The organism is Endozoicomonas sp. ISHI1 (genome assembly GCF_024606225.1).
In the GTDB taxonomy this organism is placed as follows: domain Bacteria; phylum Pseudomonadota; class Gammaproteobacteria; order Pseudomonadales; family Endozoicomonadaceae; genus Endozoicomonas_A.
The window spans coordinates 26,254-45,472 of the sequence record NZ_JAGRPU010000044.1; the positions used below are offsets into that span (position 1 = coordinate 26,254).

Here is a 19,219-nt window from a genome sequence, read left to right on the forward strand (position 1 = left end):
TCCGGAGAGCTTCCCGTATGCCAGCCAATCAAACTGATACGAATCCTCCCAGTCGTCCTCCCGAAAGACAGTGGCTTGAGACCAGCGATGGCTGGTTTTACTCGGCCATGGTTGACACGGATATTTTTAAAATCACTCTGTCGATGGATCGGGCCAGACCGGGTTCAGCTTTTGCCACGCCTGAGCATATCGGTGCTGTCAAGACAGCCATTGACAGAGCCTTCCGGTTAATAGAACAGTCAGGTTTATTTCCCCACCACATACACCGGAATATCCGCATTATCTTTGCTGACTCTGACTGGCTGAGCCAGAACATCTTTTATGACGATGAGGATGTCACCCTGTTAATCGGGCAATCGATCATCAATTCGTCACCATTACCCCCGGCTTCTGGCAAACCCGCCACTTTAACCGATGCTCCCGGAGCGGACCCGCTCGTTGCCACGTTGCTGAATCACATGGCAATGGTCGTTTATGAGGCCTGTGACCCCAATGCCTTCTGGTCAGAATTTCAGGCACGGCAAGATGGTGCCAAAGAGAATACCATCGCCAACCAGACACAGCTCAGCTTTATCGCTGAAACGCTGGCCGCCAAATGGTTGAATCAGAAATTATCTCCGGTTTCACACCATAGGCTGAGGACTTTGCTTCCCGGCCTGTTCAATGACTCACAACCTCCTGACAAGCCCCCTACCCCCCTGAGTGCCAGACTCCAGGCTTATCACTGGCATTCCAGAAACCACCTTGGTGAAACGCTTGCCATGCTTAAAAGCGAGGCAATCCCTGCATCGGGCAATGTCACCGAGCCAGTGCCCAACGATTATTTTGCCTTCACACCCGCTGCGCCCCTTTTACGCATCAACAAGACAATGGCCTTTCCCGCTTTTGGCAAAGGTTACCGTACCCACGTTCAGGGATCAGAAATAGGTGTCAGGGTATACCCCCAGGGAGACGCGGCTCCGCCACTGCAGCTGGTTGACATCACCCTTGACGTGGAAGGCTATCATTCGCTCGGTTACCAGGGTCCGGCACAGACTCTCCGGCGGCTGGTTTTTGACCTTGAGAAATTGGCCGGACTGTTTCTGTACGGTGGCTTTAATGAGCAGTTGCTGGCCTTTCTGCACGGACTTCAGGTCACCAGTGATCCGGCAGAACCGGACCTCAAGATCCCTGTTATCAGGGCAGAACCCGAAAGATCATTCCTTGACAGTGACGCGACCTTCACAAACGACAGTCAGCCCCTGGTTCGTCTGGGAGCGGCGGATTTTTCCCGACACTCTGACGAGGCTCTGGCGCAGGGACTCTCGGCCTTGCTGGTGCCGGCATGGCGAAAGACTCTTGAGAACAATACCCTGGCTGTGGCCGGTATTGAGCAGCTCTGGGGTATCACTGGCAACAGGCTGGAAGCGCTGCAACCGTATTACGGGCTGGATGAACGTTACCAGGCCCGGCAATGGCCAAAACAATCAGGTGATCTTTACCAGATATTGGTGGCAGGCCAACGCCATAACCTCAGGAAGCGGGGTGGCACTGCGGAAGACTTTGTGGATGCGGTCCGCGAACTTTATCAAAACGATGGGCTGGCCCCAGCCCTTACCCGCGTTATGAGAGAGCAGCAACCGTTGACAGAGAGTCACCGTACAGCCAGGGAAATGGCGGATTTGCTCAAGGCCATCGAAGCAGTTTACGCCGAACAACCATTGCGCAGTGAACAATGGTTTTTCCGCAGGGCTCTTGATGACAGCCTGGACTGGCTGACCGCTAAAAACCCTGACAATCCAGCCCTGGAAAACCTTGGACGACTCAAAAAAAATGATAAAGCACAACAGGGTGAATACGATGGCCTGACCGAAACGGAACAGGCATCGCTTCCTGGCAACACCACCAGCAGTGTCCGGGGCCGGTTCTTTACCCTCACAGCCCTGAATGACCGGATAGGGGTTTACCTGACGCCGGACTACCTGGCCGATGCCACTGACCAAACTATCGCCAGTGATCTGCGCCAACTGGTGGACGCCAGCGATCTGTTCAGACGCCGGGTGAACAATACGGACGAATTGCGGAGACAGTTGGGCAACGCAACGACCCCGATAAGGCCCGACACCCTTGGCGATCTTCACAACCTTCGCTTGCTGCAACTGCCCCCTGACGAGCGTAACAGGACGATCCCCGGAGACTATGTCAGCCTGATCATTCCCGGTCACGATGGCGCGTTCCCCGGCGGTGAGTCCGGCCCAATGACTTATCTGCCCACCCGGCATGGTTTGAAAAATGACACCACCCATGACCAGGCTCCGGGTAACCGGACAGACGTTGCCACCGTTAACCAGCCCCTCAATAACGGCACCTTCACGCTCATTGATTTTGATCCGGGCTGGGGAGACACCCCCTACGGTTCCGGATGGCTGTCAGGCCATCTTTCGTTCTTTTACCAGCTAGGGGAGGCATTGCGGCTGGCGCTTGGAATGGCACCAGAAGAAGATGCCGATGCGGCTAAAAACCGGATTCGTACCGACCTTGGCTTGCCAAAGCATTATCCGGGACAGGACAGCAAACCGTTACCCGTAGTAGACCCCCGTCAGGTAATGGTCAAAGAAACCCTGCCCATACAGGTCAGGTTTAATCAAACGACAGCGACAGACAACAACACATCCGTGCGCCTGGCGGTGACCGGGTATGGTGCCCTGGGACGTCACCTGGAACTGACGGCAGAGCCTGACGGCAATGGCACCTATCGTCTGCAACTGAATTCCATTGGCAGAATGCCAACGGATGACCGTTTTCAGCCGCCCTCACTGCGCAGGTATCCCGAAATGCCCAAACCGGCGGCAAGACACAGGGTTCGCCGTGCCGATCCTGACCCTGATCCTGCTGAAAGCCCAGACCCGACATTAATCGACTCACTGATTCCCGGCTCCAGGACATTCCAAAAAGAATTTGTGCCGTTATTACGCTATCAACTCGCCGCGAACGAAGGCTTGAGTCAACGTTTTAGAATCCTGGTCGCGGCTTTTAAAAAAGTTGATGGCATTCGCAGTGCCAATGCTCCGTTAACCTTTCCTTTGGTCTTGGGGCTCTACGACAAACTCACCACCCTGATCGACAAACACCCGCAGGCAACCGGCGAAAAATTTACGAAACTGGCTGCAGACATCAAGAGCTGGCTTGAACGCAGCATGAAGTCAGTTCCTGCAAGACTACATTTTGTCAGCGTTAACCCAACCGATGAGGAGCTGAAGCGTATACGGTCATGGATTTTGGCCAATGCAGAGTCCGGTTTACAAATAAACCTCTGGTATGACCCGAATGCAATGCTCGCCAGTGAGCTTGCGGAAGCTCTTAAACGGTCAGTGACAACTCAATTGACCCGTCGATCCGACCCCGGTAATCCATCTGATTTTGAATCGGATTTACTGAAAGAGCTGATGAGGCTACAAGATGAGGCCTGGCAAGCCATAGAGTCAAAAATGGCACAGGGCCAGCCGTTTGATCAGGCGGTAAAAGACTTTCTGGTAGAGCACCTCAACGATACGACGGACCTTGACGATAAAAAAGCCCAAATGCTGGAATCCTACCGGCAATTTACAGAGCAGATAAAGGCTTCTTATCCGAGGGCAAAGTTTTCCCTCAAAGATATTAATGAAGTCTGGACCAGTGCCTACGGGGAAGAGGGCCAGAAGGCCAGCAAATACTACTTCAGGGAGCTGGGCTTGCGCGGTCATCAGCCCGCAGCCAGCGCACTGGTGAAAATGAGGGTGATGGGCACTCTCGGTGGTGCTTATTCTGATACGTCGCTTTCGCCTGCATTGAATAAGGATCTTTTCAAGGGTATTGATTATTCCGGCGTCAGCGAAACCGATTTGAGCAGGGTAAAGGCGGTACAGACACAGCTGGTCATCCAGGGGCTTGGCAAAGAGTTCCGTGCTGATGACCAGGATGCTGCCATTAAACAAAAGGTTTCAGACGATCTCGCCTGGCTGGGTAAACAATACCCCCGGTTAAAGAGCGATATCGAGCAGCGTTTGGCCAGTGCTGCTCCCTCGCAACGGTTTGAGCCCCTGGGAAAAATCAAGGTCATTCCCGGTGAGATCTACCTGCCATCGAAAAACCATCCAGGTTTATTTTTTGCGGCTACATTGGGCAGCACACCGGTCGGCAACCGAGCCATGGAGTTGGCTATAAACACCCTTACATCGCAATATGAAATGATTGATCAATTTGGGTTGTCCGAACTGAAAAATTTGAACGCTGCCAATCATAAAAAAACGTTTTTAGTCAGTCATGATCTCAGTTATACGGAATTGGTTTATTATCGATTCGGAGGGGTGTCAGAGTTTGTGGAAGGGCATCAAATCCTGAATGGTGATCTCGCCCTGAAGCAAAGCAATACTGCAATGAGTCGGCAAGGCTACGACGCTTTGCTGGATGCTCTTCGATTTTCTGCCGGGGAACGCTTTACCCTTTCCAGCAAAGCGGCAGCTGCCCGGGACCAGGAAAACACGATCACACGCTATTTCAACACAGATCCGCAAAAGCCTGGCCAATACAGTCAACAACTGGTTATCCAGATGGCGTCTGGCGACGATAACCCGATCAGCAAGGCCAGCCGTTACCTGTTTCGCAAATATAAAAACCGCCAACCAACGGGAGATAGTTATAACTCAATCCGCTGGCTGGTTATGGAGAGCGGTTATTGGTCAGATGGTGAGACTGGCGCAAGGGTTAATCATGCCGACATTCGCGGATTTCTGGACGGTGATAGCCGAATTCATGTCGTTGGACTGGGTCAGTCCGGGAACGGGGAGTTTACCCTGGGCGGACAAACCGCGTCAGACCTGTCAACAAAAATCAATGAATTGATCGGCGATACCCCGGTTAAAACCGTTAACCTGATTGGCTCAGCCATTGATCACAACGGGCTTGTCAGCCAATACCTGAAAGACACCCTGAAAGCGACAAGAACCCGCACAGTAACTGCCCGTGACGGTCTTTTGAGGGTCGACATCTGGGGGCGTCTGTGGGTTGGCCTGCTTGCAGACACGGGTCTGGTCACCTGGTCACTGGACGACAGGCCTGACAGGCTGAAAGCATTTCGCACCAGTGATGGTAAAGTCACGGTCGAACGCTTGCCTGAAGCCCCGTATGTTGAAGCTGACGCTGGACTACGACAAATGCCTTCTGTGTTGTCACAGAACAGCGGGCTGCTGGGGCCGGTTAATCCCGATAATGCAATACCGACCCCGGAGATGTTCAGGTTAAGCCTTAAGTCGCATCTGGGTGCTCTCAGTTCGGATGATTTAGAATCGCTAGAGGAAAAAATCGCAGAATTTGATCGACTTCGCCAGGAGGGGTCCGCCCTTAAAAAATACGGCCTTGTCTATCGGATGCAGGAAAACCTGCCCAAAATTCTTGCCGGGGGCGCTGCCGTCTCCCACCTTGCCGCGACCATAAACCAGTACCTGCTGGATGCACTGGCCGAAGTACCCAAAAATCTTCACTTTATCTGGATTGGTCGTCTCAACGAAGGTGTTAAGGACTATCTCAAGGTCTGGGCTAAGACGAATTCCTGGCCATTAACGCTTTGGTACGACCCGCAGTCGTTTCTGGCACCCGTGCTTGCCCGGGAAATACATAAGGCTGTTGCCGCTGAAAAAATACCCGAATCATTCCTGACAGCAGAAAATGCCAGTGATGAATTTGTGGAACGTGTTAATCAGCTGCAGGATCTGGCCTATAGCACCATAAAAAAAGGCATCGCTGAGGGCAAAACCTTCGACGACATGGCAAAGGCATTTTTAGTCAAGCATTTGGCTGTGGATCAAAGCGAATTAGAGACAATACAGGAAGAAAGCCTGAAGCAATTCACGGAGTTCACCAATGAGATAGCCAGGCTTCAGGGCAACCCTGAATCCGAAAAATTCAGGCTGGCAGATATCAATACACTCTGGCAGCCAGACGATGAAGCCAGCCCGAAACAGTGGTACGTGAAAGAACTTGGGCTGAGGGGGATTTTAGCCGCAGCCTCTGATTTGGTAAGGATAGAACTGCTGATTAAAAATGAGGGGGGTGTCTACCTGGATGTCGATACATTGCCTTCTCATAATGACGAATTGTTTAAACACATTAACATTCCGCAAGAAACTTCATTTAAAGTCAAACCGGACCAGTTAATTAACCATATGATTATGGAGTATTTTGCTGAGCCAGGGCCGGAACAACTGTTTTCTAACAGAACACCTGATCCAGAAATAGAGAAAATATTTAACGAAATAAAAGAAGAGCACCCTGTTTTTATTAAGGCTATTAAAGAAGCCATCGTTAATCACAACGACAAGCCGCTTTTCGTTTTTCCAGAATCGCTCAGGGTTATTCCTGGTTCAGTGGAATTTTATTTAACCTATTTGGGATCAACCCATTGCAACAACAATCTTATTATCGCACCACAAGATACTGAAGCTCTCAAGGCAGTTAAGCAATATATTATACGACGACATCAATTAATTGAACGTTTCAACAATGATAGCTCATTGAAAAAATCTGATACTGATATACATAAAATGGCAGAATCAATCGCCAATGAATTCGACGATTATCGAGAAGTCACCTACGCCGTTTTAAATTATCGGCAAGATGGAATACTGAATCAATCCAGATCGACGGTTTTTATATCCGGAGTGCAGCCGTTTCTTACAGTCTCCGGTCGTTATTTGTCTGATTTTTTTGCAAGAAAGGATTTGCGTCATCGTGAATTAAGACAATTTTTCATGCAGGTTAATCCATTAGCAAAGATTGATTTAGTCAGTGAAGATACTGATGAAAGCACCAGAAGCTGGGTGCCTGAAGCTGATAAAACCGTGCGTTATGCCCTGACCGCTGAGCATGACAGCCGTTATAAAAACCAGATTATTATCCAGCTGGGTAACAGCGAGAATGAAGCCAAAGCCAGCCTATATCTGAAGAAAAAATACCAGCCCGATTTTAGCCGACTTATACGACTAAAGCCTGATGGAACCCTGATTGATACGGAGACAAGTCTCGACATTAAACTGGAGGCATTGCAAGCTGATTTTCTTAAAGACGACACCCGTATTATTGTTGTGGGTCACGGCAGTAAAGTTCAGGGAGAAGAGGCCGGTTCCAACTCGTTTCTCCTGGGCGGAAAGACCGTCGGTCAACTGGCCGAGGTGCTCAAGCACGTCACCGCCGGCCGCTTTGTCCACACTGTCAGTGTCGTGGGTTGTGGCGCTGATGCCAGCGGAGAGCATTACCCCGTAGAAGATTTCGCCAGAAAACTGTTCGCTGAAATCCGGACAAAACGCATCACGATCCGTAATGCACTGGTGGCGGTGGATGTATTGGGGCGCAAATGGACGGGCACCCTGCCCGCCAACGGCAATGTCCTGTGGTCACAGTCAGACCCTCGCGTCAAGCTGGTGCTTGAAAAGGACGAACGGGGGCAGTTGATGGCCCGTCAGGTCCCTGTTGAAGAAGGGCTGGTGACAAAACTCCGGGACTTGCCCGCTTTACCCCGCGGCAGGGATTATGTGCGCTTGGGTCCCGACGATGACCGTTCTTTCGAACAGGCCAGACGTTTACTGGTGAGTACGTTTATCGAAAACGGTGGCAGACAGCCACTCTCCGAACTGATTGAGCAATACAACCGTCGGTTGCAACAACTCACCAGTGATGACTTTTCTCCTTACCGGTTGATGCCGTTGCCGGTGGCCAATGCCGAACTGCCTTCTGCACAGGCCGGGGCACCAAGAGCGCTTCATATGAGCGCCTTTGTCCGTGCAGAGTCAATCGGGGACCCATTTTCGGGGGTTGGCCTGCTGGCCTACGGCAATCGCTTTGCGCAAGAGAATTTTTTCCGGGCTCAGCAGGCGGGGTATGATCTGGCCTGGCAAGTCACAAAACCACCATCTGATGGGATAACAGCGCTGTTTACTCGCCAGCTGCTAGGGTCTTTGCAGGAGATTGTGGCACCCGGTGGCAATGATATAAACCCGTTCAGGGTTTCCAGCCCTGACCTGATGGTTTCTGTATTAGGAAAAGATGACCTTTCTGCGCTCTATGCCCATAAACGAAATGACTTTTCCAACCTGGGTCAGCGGTATATCAAGTCCCTGAACGAGTTATTGGGTCACTTTCTGGGGGACAAAGCAGATCAAAAAGCACCGAAACTGAACACCTTGAAAAGGAATGAACAGAGAAAGTCGTTTCAAAAAAGCCTTTCGCTCGGGATTGACAAAAGGCTGAAGCATCCCCCCTATAACACTGTCAGCTTTACTGATCCCATGTCCCTGGCTAATAGCGAGGCTTTTGCTGGAGACAACAACCAATACCTGCCTGTTGTCACCGATCCTTCGGGCGCAACTTATGTTCTGGTGGACGTGCCAGAGACTAATAGCGCAGCTTTTCCGGATAATCTGCGCAATATCCTGTTTATGCTTCAGTCCTCAGGTCCGCTGACGGAGGATACGGCCCGGACGCTGATTAATACCATTCAGTCAGCCTATTCCCACCACTCAAAGTACTACCTGCCAGAACAGTGGCTCATTGAAAAAATTAACCGACTGACGCAGGTTGATCTGGTCACACTGGCCACTGAAATTAATAGCGTCGACACGCAGTATGAGATTGCTCCAAGCCTGATGCGAAAACTGTTGTTTCGCCTGGTGAGCCGCGCAGTGATGGCCCTGGAGAGCGGTCGCACACCCGATATGCAGGAGAAGCTCCTGATCGCAGAATTATCCTCCCGGCTCCCCGATAGCAATACCATGGTCGTCGTGCTCCCGCCTCCGGAAAGCTTTGAACGCCGGGTTTCCCTGGACCCTTTGCTGCCCTTCGGACAGGATATCCATTCTCGCTCGCGAATCACCCTGGGCGCTCGTTCGCCATTTTTTTTCTCAACCATTGAGGATCGTGCCTATCGCTCTCAGTTGCGTGAGCTGGTGCAACTGGGCGGAATGCCTGAAAAGCTTGAGGCTGTGATTCGTTATTTCGACAGACCTAATGAACTCATCGATAGCCTTATGGCCTGGCGCAAATGGGAGATAGAGACTGGTATTAAGAAAAAAAGTCCGGTTCTTGATCTTCGGCTGGAGCACAACCGTTTGATCGCGGACAGTCAGGTGAATGTCTTGCAATGGGAATTAGAGAGGCCTGTCATCATCCAGGTTGGACTGTCAGATGTACGACCAGATTCGTCTGATACCCGCCTGGCCCGGGTGATAGCCCAATCCTACGGGATGGCGCTGTTCCTGCAACTGCGGTCAGATTATGCAGCCCCACGCGATATCGTCAGGGCCATGGAGATATGGCAAACGGATTACCGTGATGATCCTGATGGTGAATACAGTTTTGACAAGAGTCTGACACTGCGGCAGTTACCGGAAACAAGAGATCAGCTTTACCAGACACTGATCCTTGACAGTGATGATCGCGATCTTCAGTTTGCCCGGGGCGATGTAGATGATTTCCAGCATGCACTGGAGGTATTGTTTCGGGAAAAGAATCTCGCCCGTTCGGTCAGAAACGTTTTTCGCCACCTTGCAGTAGAGCCGACGACCTTTGTTGATACTTTTGTAGAGGCTCTGGTTCAGGTACACACAGATTTCTGGAAACAGATGCGGGATTCGGAACTGCTGTCTGCGCTGCAGTTGAAGGCATCGGATTACCGGACATTGAAAAAACGACTAACCAACTCTCGTTTACCCGCCAAAAACAGGGGCAGATTATTATTAGATCTGGGTAATATGGAAAACCCGCCAGACAAAACTCCGTACACGGGCACAATCCCTTCTCATTACATGGACGTCTATAGCAAAGGAATAAAGGAGAACAGTCCCGGAATTATCATTGAAGTGACACCGGTTTCCTATGGCGGTCAGGGCTCACAGTCAAAGATCGCGATCTTGTTCCCTGCCCGGTTGATCAAACATGCTCTGGAAAAGAATGCTCCTTCAGATTACTTGTTTTCAGTACAAAATAAGATTATCAAAACCCTTCGATGGCTCAGAACTACCTCTGATTTCAGGGGTTTTTCCAACACCCTGGCGAAAAAACGGAGCCAGGTCTTTGGCAACCTCCAGACTCTGGTGAATCAGGGTGTTATTGATGGTTCTGCCGGTACAGGCTTCGATCAGATCAAAATACCCGACTCTGTCCGGCTATTACTGGTCATTATTCCTCCCGGTTCAGCCGCTACAGAAACGCCGGAACCGGTTCTGATCAATAATGCCGGTTGTGTCCTGAAAATGGATCCGGGCCAGTATGTCACCGAAGGCAAAATGCTGGTTGAACAACATCACACTTTATCAAACCTGATAGTTCGTTATGTGGTTGCATCCAATCTGTTGAAAGGGGTCAGCAGCGATTCACAAAGCATTCGAAAAAGAATTCTGCATGAATTTGGTGTTGAGGAACTACAAAAAAATATAGAAACTTCGGATATCCCTGTAGACACTCATAAAGGACGGATCGGTCTTGAAATAGAGTATGATGTCACAGATGTCGATGCTGAATCGAGAGTAGAACTGGCGTATACTAAATTTCCTCCTGGTGAGCGTATTAGCCGAATTTATACTAATATGCTCGTGTCTACTGATTCAAATAAACTTCGCTCTATCATTGAAGTCATTACCGGCCCCTTAGCTCTCTCGGTTTATCTCAGTGAATCCTCGGCGTTATTTCGTGCGACCAATACGATGGCCTCTGCTTTAGCAAAAATACCTGAGGGTGGTTCTACCGTTAGCGATTTAGTTCAGGCTTATAATGACGAGCTACTTGGCAATGACCCCAATGATCAATTAAAAGATTTCCGTTTAACCAGCTTTAATGATTTTAAAAACACTAAAGTTTCATTGCTGCCTGAGGCGATAGGGGTCGGGTCGTTACCTCCTCATGTTCAGGTTAACATTGGCGTCGAACTTAGCATGCTTTGGGATATAACATCTTATATTCCCTGTCTTATAGCTCCGAGAAAAAGTGACATATTAAGGGACGTTTTTCAGTTGAGCCAGTATAAAGCCTCTCTCATTTCAGAAACACTGAATCTGAATTCTGACTTACTGAAATCCATGCTTACCATTCATTTGTACAAGCAGGCATTAGACAGTTCAACCGACAAATTTTATAGGGGTAAGATCGGGACTGCAAACACACCCATTACTCAACTTGAAGGATTACTGAGGCTGGGTACCGGCGATTTTTTAATGACGGTCATCTCTGATTTGGATGCCACACAACTCAAGTCGGCCATCCGGGATTACAGCTGGCAAGCTTTTAGTTCGTTGATGCAGCAAACGGTCAGTGAGCTGGCCACAATGGGATCCAGGGCTGAAGGGTTGGGCAGAGAGTGGAAGGTTCCCGAACAAAAACTGGAAGCCAGATTAAAATTGCTGTTTATCGACCTGTTGGATTACCGTATCGAACATGGGCAGATGACTGTTCCCTTAATTGATGCCGGAGATTTTTTCGAATTACCGCAAGGCAAAAACAAAGCATCGAAACTGGGTTACAAAGATGCCATAAATCCAGCCTCAAGTCGGGGTATCACTTCTTATTTCAATGAAGAGAATGAAGTCCGTTACCTCGGCGTTCTGGAGGTTCGGGAGCCCTGGCCTGCTCTCAGCAGGATGGGTTTTGAGCCTCCCGACCTTTTCACGACTGCACTGATAAAGTCCGTTCAGAACCCGGGTTTACTCGGTGCAGATCCGGACGTTGACAAGATCTTTTTTATCAGGGCCCAATTCCTCATTGCCTCTGAAAACGAAACCGCGCAATACAGGGACTGGGTGAAGCACTCCATCATCAGCCGACTAGGTCAACTGGATCCGGCAAAGCTGGAGCATGTCATCCACTCCTTCGTCAGCTATCACCAGACAGAGCAGGGCACAGCAGGACAGGACATTCTGGGCCAGTTGCTGCTGACTGCCCGTCTCAGGACAATAACAGGCGGGCAGTCAGGATTAGCCTGGGACACCCTGGCACAGTTGCAAAAAATAGTGCCCGTGGATGTTAACCTCCAAGGGATGACCAGCTGGGATCACCAACCTCCTGCGAGAACCACTCACAGCCATCCCCTGCTTGTGGCCGTCTGGCAACAGTTGGCACGCTACAACCTGCCCGCCGGGCTCTATCATCTGGTGGACTTGCTTTCTGGTAACAAAGTTTCTGGTGGCGAAGGTTTTGTTATACCGATTCTTGGCTCGGGTGACAGACTTGCTGAGTTCGGATTGTCTCTGGGTCGTCTGTTCGGGGAAATTACCATTATCCTTGAGCCCCAACAGTACCTGTACCAGAGTCGTCTGGACGGCGATCCACCGACTCTGACAGTGGGCATAAAAGACAAGACTTTTGATAACCGCAGGTCTATCGCTATAGGCAAGTTGTTCGGCATGGCCCTGATAAACCATCCCGATGTGGCGGCTCTCGGTCAGGCTCAAAAGGACTTGCGGACAATCTGGGGGTTGTCAGCAACCACCACGGGTCGTCGCTATGGCCTGACCACAGGACTGGCGCTGGCCGCTTTTCCAGACCAGAAAGCCCACCTGTTCAGACAGTTTATCGATGGCATCGGCACGAGCGATCACGACTGGCAGTTTGCTTCCGGGTCGGTCGATGATTTCGCCGGGATTCTCTACCGGTTGTCAGCCCGGCATGATCAGGACGGGCTGACAGAGGCTTTTCAACGGATTCGGAACTACCATCTTCTGAACCCCCTGATATCTGTAGACAGTTTTGCCTCGGCACTGGTGAAGACGCACAGGAATCTGCCGGATTTTCAGGCGGGCCTGGTTCTGCGGCAGGCTATCGGAAGTGGTGGGTACACTTTTCTGAAAACGTCCCTCAAGGTGAAGAGTACCCCCCTGATTAACGAACTGAATTCAATGGCAGAGTCAGGGGATTTTGACCGGTTTTATAGTAACCGTGATTTAAACGGGGGTCCTCAGGAACTCAGGATTAGCAAGTTAATCTTATTAAGAGTCACCCCTGATTACTTCCGTCATGCCGGAGCGGATCATCTTTTTTTATTGTTCGATGGTATTAAGAAGTTCCTGAAAACGCCTCTGGGCCAGGATTACCGAAAGACATTCAAAGCGGCTTCCGACCCTCGCCATCCCTATCAGCACCTGATAGTTGATGCAACGGAAGCAGATGCCGGAAAGCAGCAAATCACTGTTTCGCTATTACATACTGACAAGAGAGTGGTTATTACCTCCGATGCTGCTGTCAGTCCAAAAAACAGTTTGTCCAGCCTGATTCCAGTGTTTACCAACCTGGTTCAATCCGGCTACGATCTGAACGGCGGCAGTCAGCCTGCCTCCCCGGACGTTAGCAGCATTGAAAGAACGGTTCGCCAGCAAATGGGACTTGCTCCCCTGGTGCAGCTTGCCAACACAGTGGATCTTAATCTTCAAGAGGACCGCGCATCCGGTCGGATAGTCCTTGAAAAAACCTACATCATCGACAAACCTGCCAGGACGGAAAGTCTGATAGCCAGAAGCCCCACAAACATCAATGGTGCACCTTTAATCACCCTTAAATGGCTGGTTGCCGACAGTCGATCAGGCGTGCAACTGATAACGGGCCCGCTTTCCCTGGATGAGCTGGACGGGCAACGGTCTTTTCTGGACGCCGCTTTTCAGGCACTGGATAAAACGGTTTCGGCGTTGTCTGGCCCGGTCAACAACCGGGATTTAGTCTGGGCTTTTCACCAGCAACTTGCTGACACAAAGACCGTAAAAGAAGACAGCGCCCTTGGCCGGTTAATCTTTGAAAAAATAACCCATACAGTCCACAGACCCGCCGGGGCGCACAGCCAGGTGCGCCTGAGCCCGGAAAAAATCAATGATGCACCTTTAACCACCCTGAAATGGCTTGGCCCCGGACTTTACCCGGGTTTGCAACTGGTAACGCCGCCCCTTTCCCTCAGTGACCAGAACACCAACAGGGCTCATTTGGAAGCAACGTTTTACGCACTGGATAAAATTATCTCGACGCTGCCTCACCCGCCCAATACCCAATCTTTTCACTCGGACTTTGACCAGTATTTAAGAGAACGGACGCCTCCTTTTGTTGCTGACCAGATGAGCATCTGGCAGACAACAATCACCGATAAGCAAGACACCGGGATTACCCTGAGGTTTCCCTTTGAGGATTTGGACAAGTCGTTGTTCCCCATACTGTTAGCTACCAGAGACAGCCCCGGGAAGGAGCGGCTGCTGGCCAGCCTGCACGCCGCCGACCGGTTCGTGAAAGTGGTCGCCCAGGCCTCAGGCGGTAATGAGGCAACCCATGCCCAGTTAAGGTCGATGTTGACTCTGTTGTTGTTCCGGCTGTCGGGGGACGACCAGCCCGGGAAAGTCCTGTTTCCGGGGACAAGGCTGGCAGACGGTATCCATACCTACCTTTCCGACAGTGCCGTGACCACCCTCAGTCACTACATCAACCGTGTTGGCCTGCAACAAGTCACTGATGATCTGGTAGTGGAACTCACGGATCTTGCACAGCAGGTAGACGGTGACCCGGACCCGCAAGCGGGTGTCAGGATCAAAGACCTGCTGGGGACGGCTCTGGATTACCGCCTTGCCAACGGCGCCGGGCTATTGCCCGCTTCGCTGCCTGACTCCTACTCGCTGCCCCTGGCCAATGACGGAAAATACCAGGCACTCTGGACCGGGCAGATGTCAGAGGACAGCGCAACGCGACTTGTCTCCAGAGATGTCTCCAGAGACGCCAATGGCCGTTACCTTCTGGACGTCACTCTGCCGGTTCAAAGCAGCAGTATGGAGCAGCTGTATCGCCAAACACCGGCAGGGCCCGATCACCTCACGGGCCCTCTCAGGCTGGCGTTGAAACCGGACCAGCTGGGGCGTGATCAAGACGTTACCCGTGCATTTCTTGAATTAGCTGTGTCCAGAGTGGATACCGCCGACTGGCCGTGGTTTTCGAGGCGCTTTTCCTCATTACCGAAATTGCAGCGTTTCACAGTGGTGGAAGCACTGAGTCAATATCGCTCGCAGAATTCGGAGGCAGATGTCAGGCAGCTGGCCCGTGCTCTTACCGAAATGCAGCTAGACGACGTGAACAGGCAGATCAGTCAGGGTGATCAAACCGGGACTCCGACGGATTTTCGCATCAGGAGTCTGGAATCGCTCACAGACGGAAACCATGGCTTCACGCTGGAGACCGAAGAGGGGAACAGGTTCGATCTACAGCCCGGCTCCCTGTTGCCGGTCACTGAACAGGCCACATCGCTCAGACTTCCGCAACAGATGCTACTGACCGGGTCACACAGTGACCGGTTTCCCGGGTCGTTTCTGGATACGCGCCACAGCAGCAAACTTTACAGGCAAGCCATACAGGATGGTCAGCTGGCACCAGACCGTTTCCGGAATGATGTCGAGCAGTTTGTTAAAATTTTCAGTGATCTGGAACCGGAAAACTATCGTCAACAATTCCAAAAGGAGCGCTCGCTTGACCTGAGTGCGGGCCGGCCTCTTCACTGGCAGTTAAATCCCCAACTTCTCCTGCAGGCATCCCGGCTGCTGGTCGGGGATAAGGCGGTCACCATTGAGCTTGGAATGAAGGATAACCCTTCGCTAAACCACAGATTCTTCGACAGGATCGTCGGCCAGCTGTATGCCCTGAGTCTGGCCAAGAGTATAGAGCCGGTTGATGCCGCACTGTTTCGGTCTGGCTGGCCTGAGCAGGCGGGACAACTGGGGCAACTGGGCGATTCCGTCGGTTTTGACCCTGCTTACCAATGGGTTCCACTGACTGCGGCGCTGAGCCGGGATACGCTTGAACATCATTTTGGCTCCATTAGGTCACCCACCAGTCAGGAAGACGTTAGAAAGGCGATGATATGGCTGTTCACCCAGCCGCCTGAATTACTCTCATTGAGCCTTGAAAAGCTCTTTGAAAACATTCTGCCGCACCAGGATGACCCGAGTGTTGAAGCCTTTGCCAGAGCATTGCGTGAGTTTGACCAGAACTTGCCTGATGATGGCAGAGCCCGCTTCAGGGAGGCATTCACTCATCAGCAGGTCGAATTACTGAAGGATGTTCTGAGTCGCCAGATCCCTGATCAGCCCGAACTGGTTAACTACATAGGCTCACTAAAAACAACACCCAGCCCGCCAGCCCCGGTAACCGATGCTGCCGGTTTTGTGCCATCGACATACCGGCTGGTTGAGTCTGCCGACGGGGTGAAGACGGGGATCAAGGATCCAAGTGCGTCGGGCAAAAAACGCTGCCGCCGTGGAGTCGGGGGATGCGGGGTTCGTCTGCTATTGACTGACAATCTGGCACAACGCCCCGTTGTTAACATTGCCAGTGGCGATATCAATAACACCGATACCGGCAAACCTTACTATACCGTTGAGTTCCTGACCTACAACGATAAGCTGCACAGGGTGCTCAGACGCTCAGGCACTGACATCATAGCCACCCCCCTGGGCGACGAGGCTTCGATTCATAACAGTATCGACACTAACGACGGCTCCCAACTTGAACGTGTGATTCCAGCCAAAGACGCCACTACGACCTTCGTGGCAGTCAAACGTTCCAGCGGCGAGGTTTTCCAGCTCAGCCCGAAAAATAATGACAACTTCTCTGCCGTCAGGCTGCAGCCCGGCGACAAGTTGTTAGTTTCTTACGACAGCACTGGGGAAGCCTTGACCCCGGTGCTGGAGAAAAACGACCATGGCCAAATGGTTTATGGTTTAAAACTGGACAACGCAGCCTCAGATTCAAACGGGCTGTTCAAACTCAACCCGACGGAACCACTGGCAGACCAGCTGGTCGCCGCCCGCCGGGAAAATCACCGGCTGTCCGCTGACAGTGCCGAGCTACAAACGCTGACAGGCACCAGGGGCAGGATAGCCGTGATTCTCCCTGCCGACTACCGCTCCGGCAAGCCGCTGGCGAACCAGGCCGAACAGCTGCTGTCAGAGCTGAGAGCCTTTGTTGCCAGCCCTGCCGGGCAGCGGCTGGTCAATGTCCTGGGGGCCCCCGACAGCTACACCCAACCCGCTAGCATGACTGAGCTGGACAGCAAACTGCTGCCCGGCATGAAGCCCTCCGATGCACTCAGGCTGGTGGTCAGGCTCGACAGTCAGACCGTCCCTGACCGGGTGATCCCTTATCGACCCTCCGGCAGCGGGGACACCAGTGGTAAACGGCTCGTGGTGCTGCAGGTTGACCCGGCAGGACTGGCCGGACAACGCCACTCCAACAGTAATTACCTGGGGGCACTGGCCCTTTTCCTGAAAGATGTCTATCGGGCAGCGCTGGCCGTGACTGACCAAAGCTCAGCGGCCATCGCCATGAGATGGTGGCAGGGAGAAAAAATCACCGGAGACCGGACGCTGCTGCAACTGGAAAACCGGCTACGTGAGTCATTCGGCCTGCTGCCCGTTCAGGCCACTGCCTCCGCTCCCGAAACGCTTCAGACGGTCACTACCGCGGGTGGGATCACCACCGAGGGAACCCGTCAGCAAGTCCGGATTGCCTATAAAGCCGTTGCTGACCCACTGTCCGGCTTTGATCGACTGGAGGGGAACAAGAACACCCGCTCACTGTTCCGGCGGGTGCAGTATTATTGCAATCAATTCGTTGACCGTTTACCCGGCACCCATCGTTCGAGGCTGGGCAACCTCCGCTCACTGCTGACGCAGGTGGCCTGGAATGAGCTGCTCAGCCAGGGTCAGGTGACTTCACAGACGAGACTTCTGGCTGACCCGGTGGATGCGGTCGTATCTGTGCTTAAAGCCAATGAGCTGAGGGCACTGGCCGGGATCGACAACCTGGCCGGGCAGCTTGGGGATGTGCTGACCCACGCCCTGAAAGACCAGCGGGGCGACGTCTTCACGGCGACAGATCGACAACGGATGTTGACGCGGTTGAGCGGTGCCGTAGAGCGTCTGACGAATGCCCGGGCTGTGCGCAATGAATGGACCCGTCCCGGACAGCTTCCCCTTGATGAGGATTCCAACGGTCATGTGCCCGTCTCCACTGGTAGCCGGAAAACCCTGGCCCTGACCAGCCGCGGTCGGCAAAAGATCACCCGGCTGGGCAACCAGCATCTTATTGCCGTTGAAAATCATAAGGGTGTCCTGTCTAACCTGTCAGGGGATCAGCTTACCGGTTTCCTTGCGCTGTTGAGACAAGAGTCGCCTACCCGCCAGCATGCAGTGGCTTTTCAGGCTGAACTTCAGCAGGCTCCCGCGTCGGCTAACCCGGATTATTACCGGGATGCCATCAAGCATACCCTGTCCCCCCTGTCCCCGAACCAGGTCGGCAAGCTGGAGAACTCCCTGCTTGGGCTGTTCAGGAAGCCATCACTGTCCGGCGCTGAGCCGCTGCTGGCGGAGTATTTTTTCCACAGGCGGCTCAAGGCTGTGAAAATCGCCGACCCGGCCGGGTTGCGAACCAATGCCCTGAGAGCCAATGAATGGCTTGATGTCCTGCAAAAGCGTCAACCACTGCCTCCGGGCCCCGGCAGGGAGACCCTGAATGTCATCCCTGATACCGGGCTGGGCCGTCACCAGGCCTCGGTTCAGACCCGGGACGGGCAACAGGTGATCAGGCTGGGTCGCCGGGATGACCTGGCCTTTTCCGAACAGGGGCCCGGCTACTCACTGACCCACAATGAAGGTGACCGCAAACGGGTCTTTCGCCTGCAACTTCCCGATGGCTGGCCAGACGGTCTTGTGGAAATCAGGCTGTTTATCCAAATGGAGCACTATCGCAGGATGCAACGCAAGGGCACCATTGGCGAACAGCCGTTACAAAAAGACATTCAATACATTGCCCGGGAACTGGCAGCGCCACGTTTAGCGAACCTGCTTCAGGGGCTTGTGAGCCCTATCAAAGCGTCGGGCATTCCCGATGGCAGCTCTTTTAAGATGAAAGTCACCCCCAGACCTCACTGGCCGTTGGTGGACAGCCGTGTCGAAATCAGCGCAGAAGACAGCAGCCGTGCCCGGTTACTGTTGGGCACAGGGGACAGGGAGAGTGTCAGGCCGTTCATTTTCCGGGAAACCCTGACAAGCCTGTTCGGTGCCAGTCTGTTGAAGGCTCTTGAGGGCGGCGGCGCATCGCTGTCAGCATTGCGCCAGCAGGTGCGGCAGCGCTTTGGGATAAACACCGGGACAGTGCCCGACAGTGAGCAGCGCCCTGTTGGGCTGACCCGTCAGTACGAACTGAC

1 protein-coding gene is annotated in these 19,219 nt (G+C 52.5%); it reads left to right on the top strand.

Annotated elements, in window-relative coordinates; all coding sequences use genetic code 11:
- Positions 1 to 17: 17 nt before the first annotated feature.
- On the top strand, positions 18 to 19,219 hold a 19,202-nt coding region (locus tag KBW69_RS19815; RefSeq protein ID WP_257281998.1), incomplete at its 3' end, for a TcdA/TcdB catalytic glycosyltransferase domain-containing protein.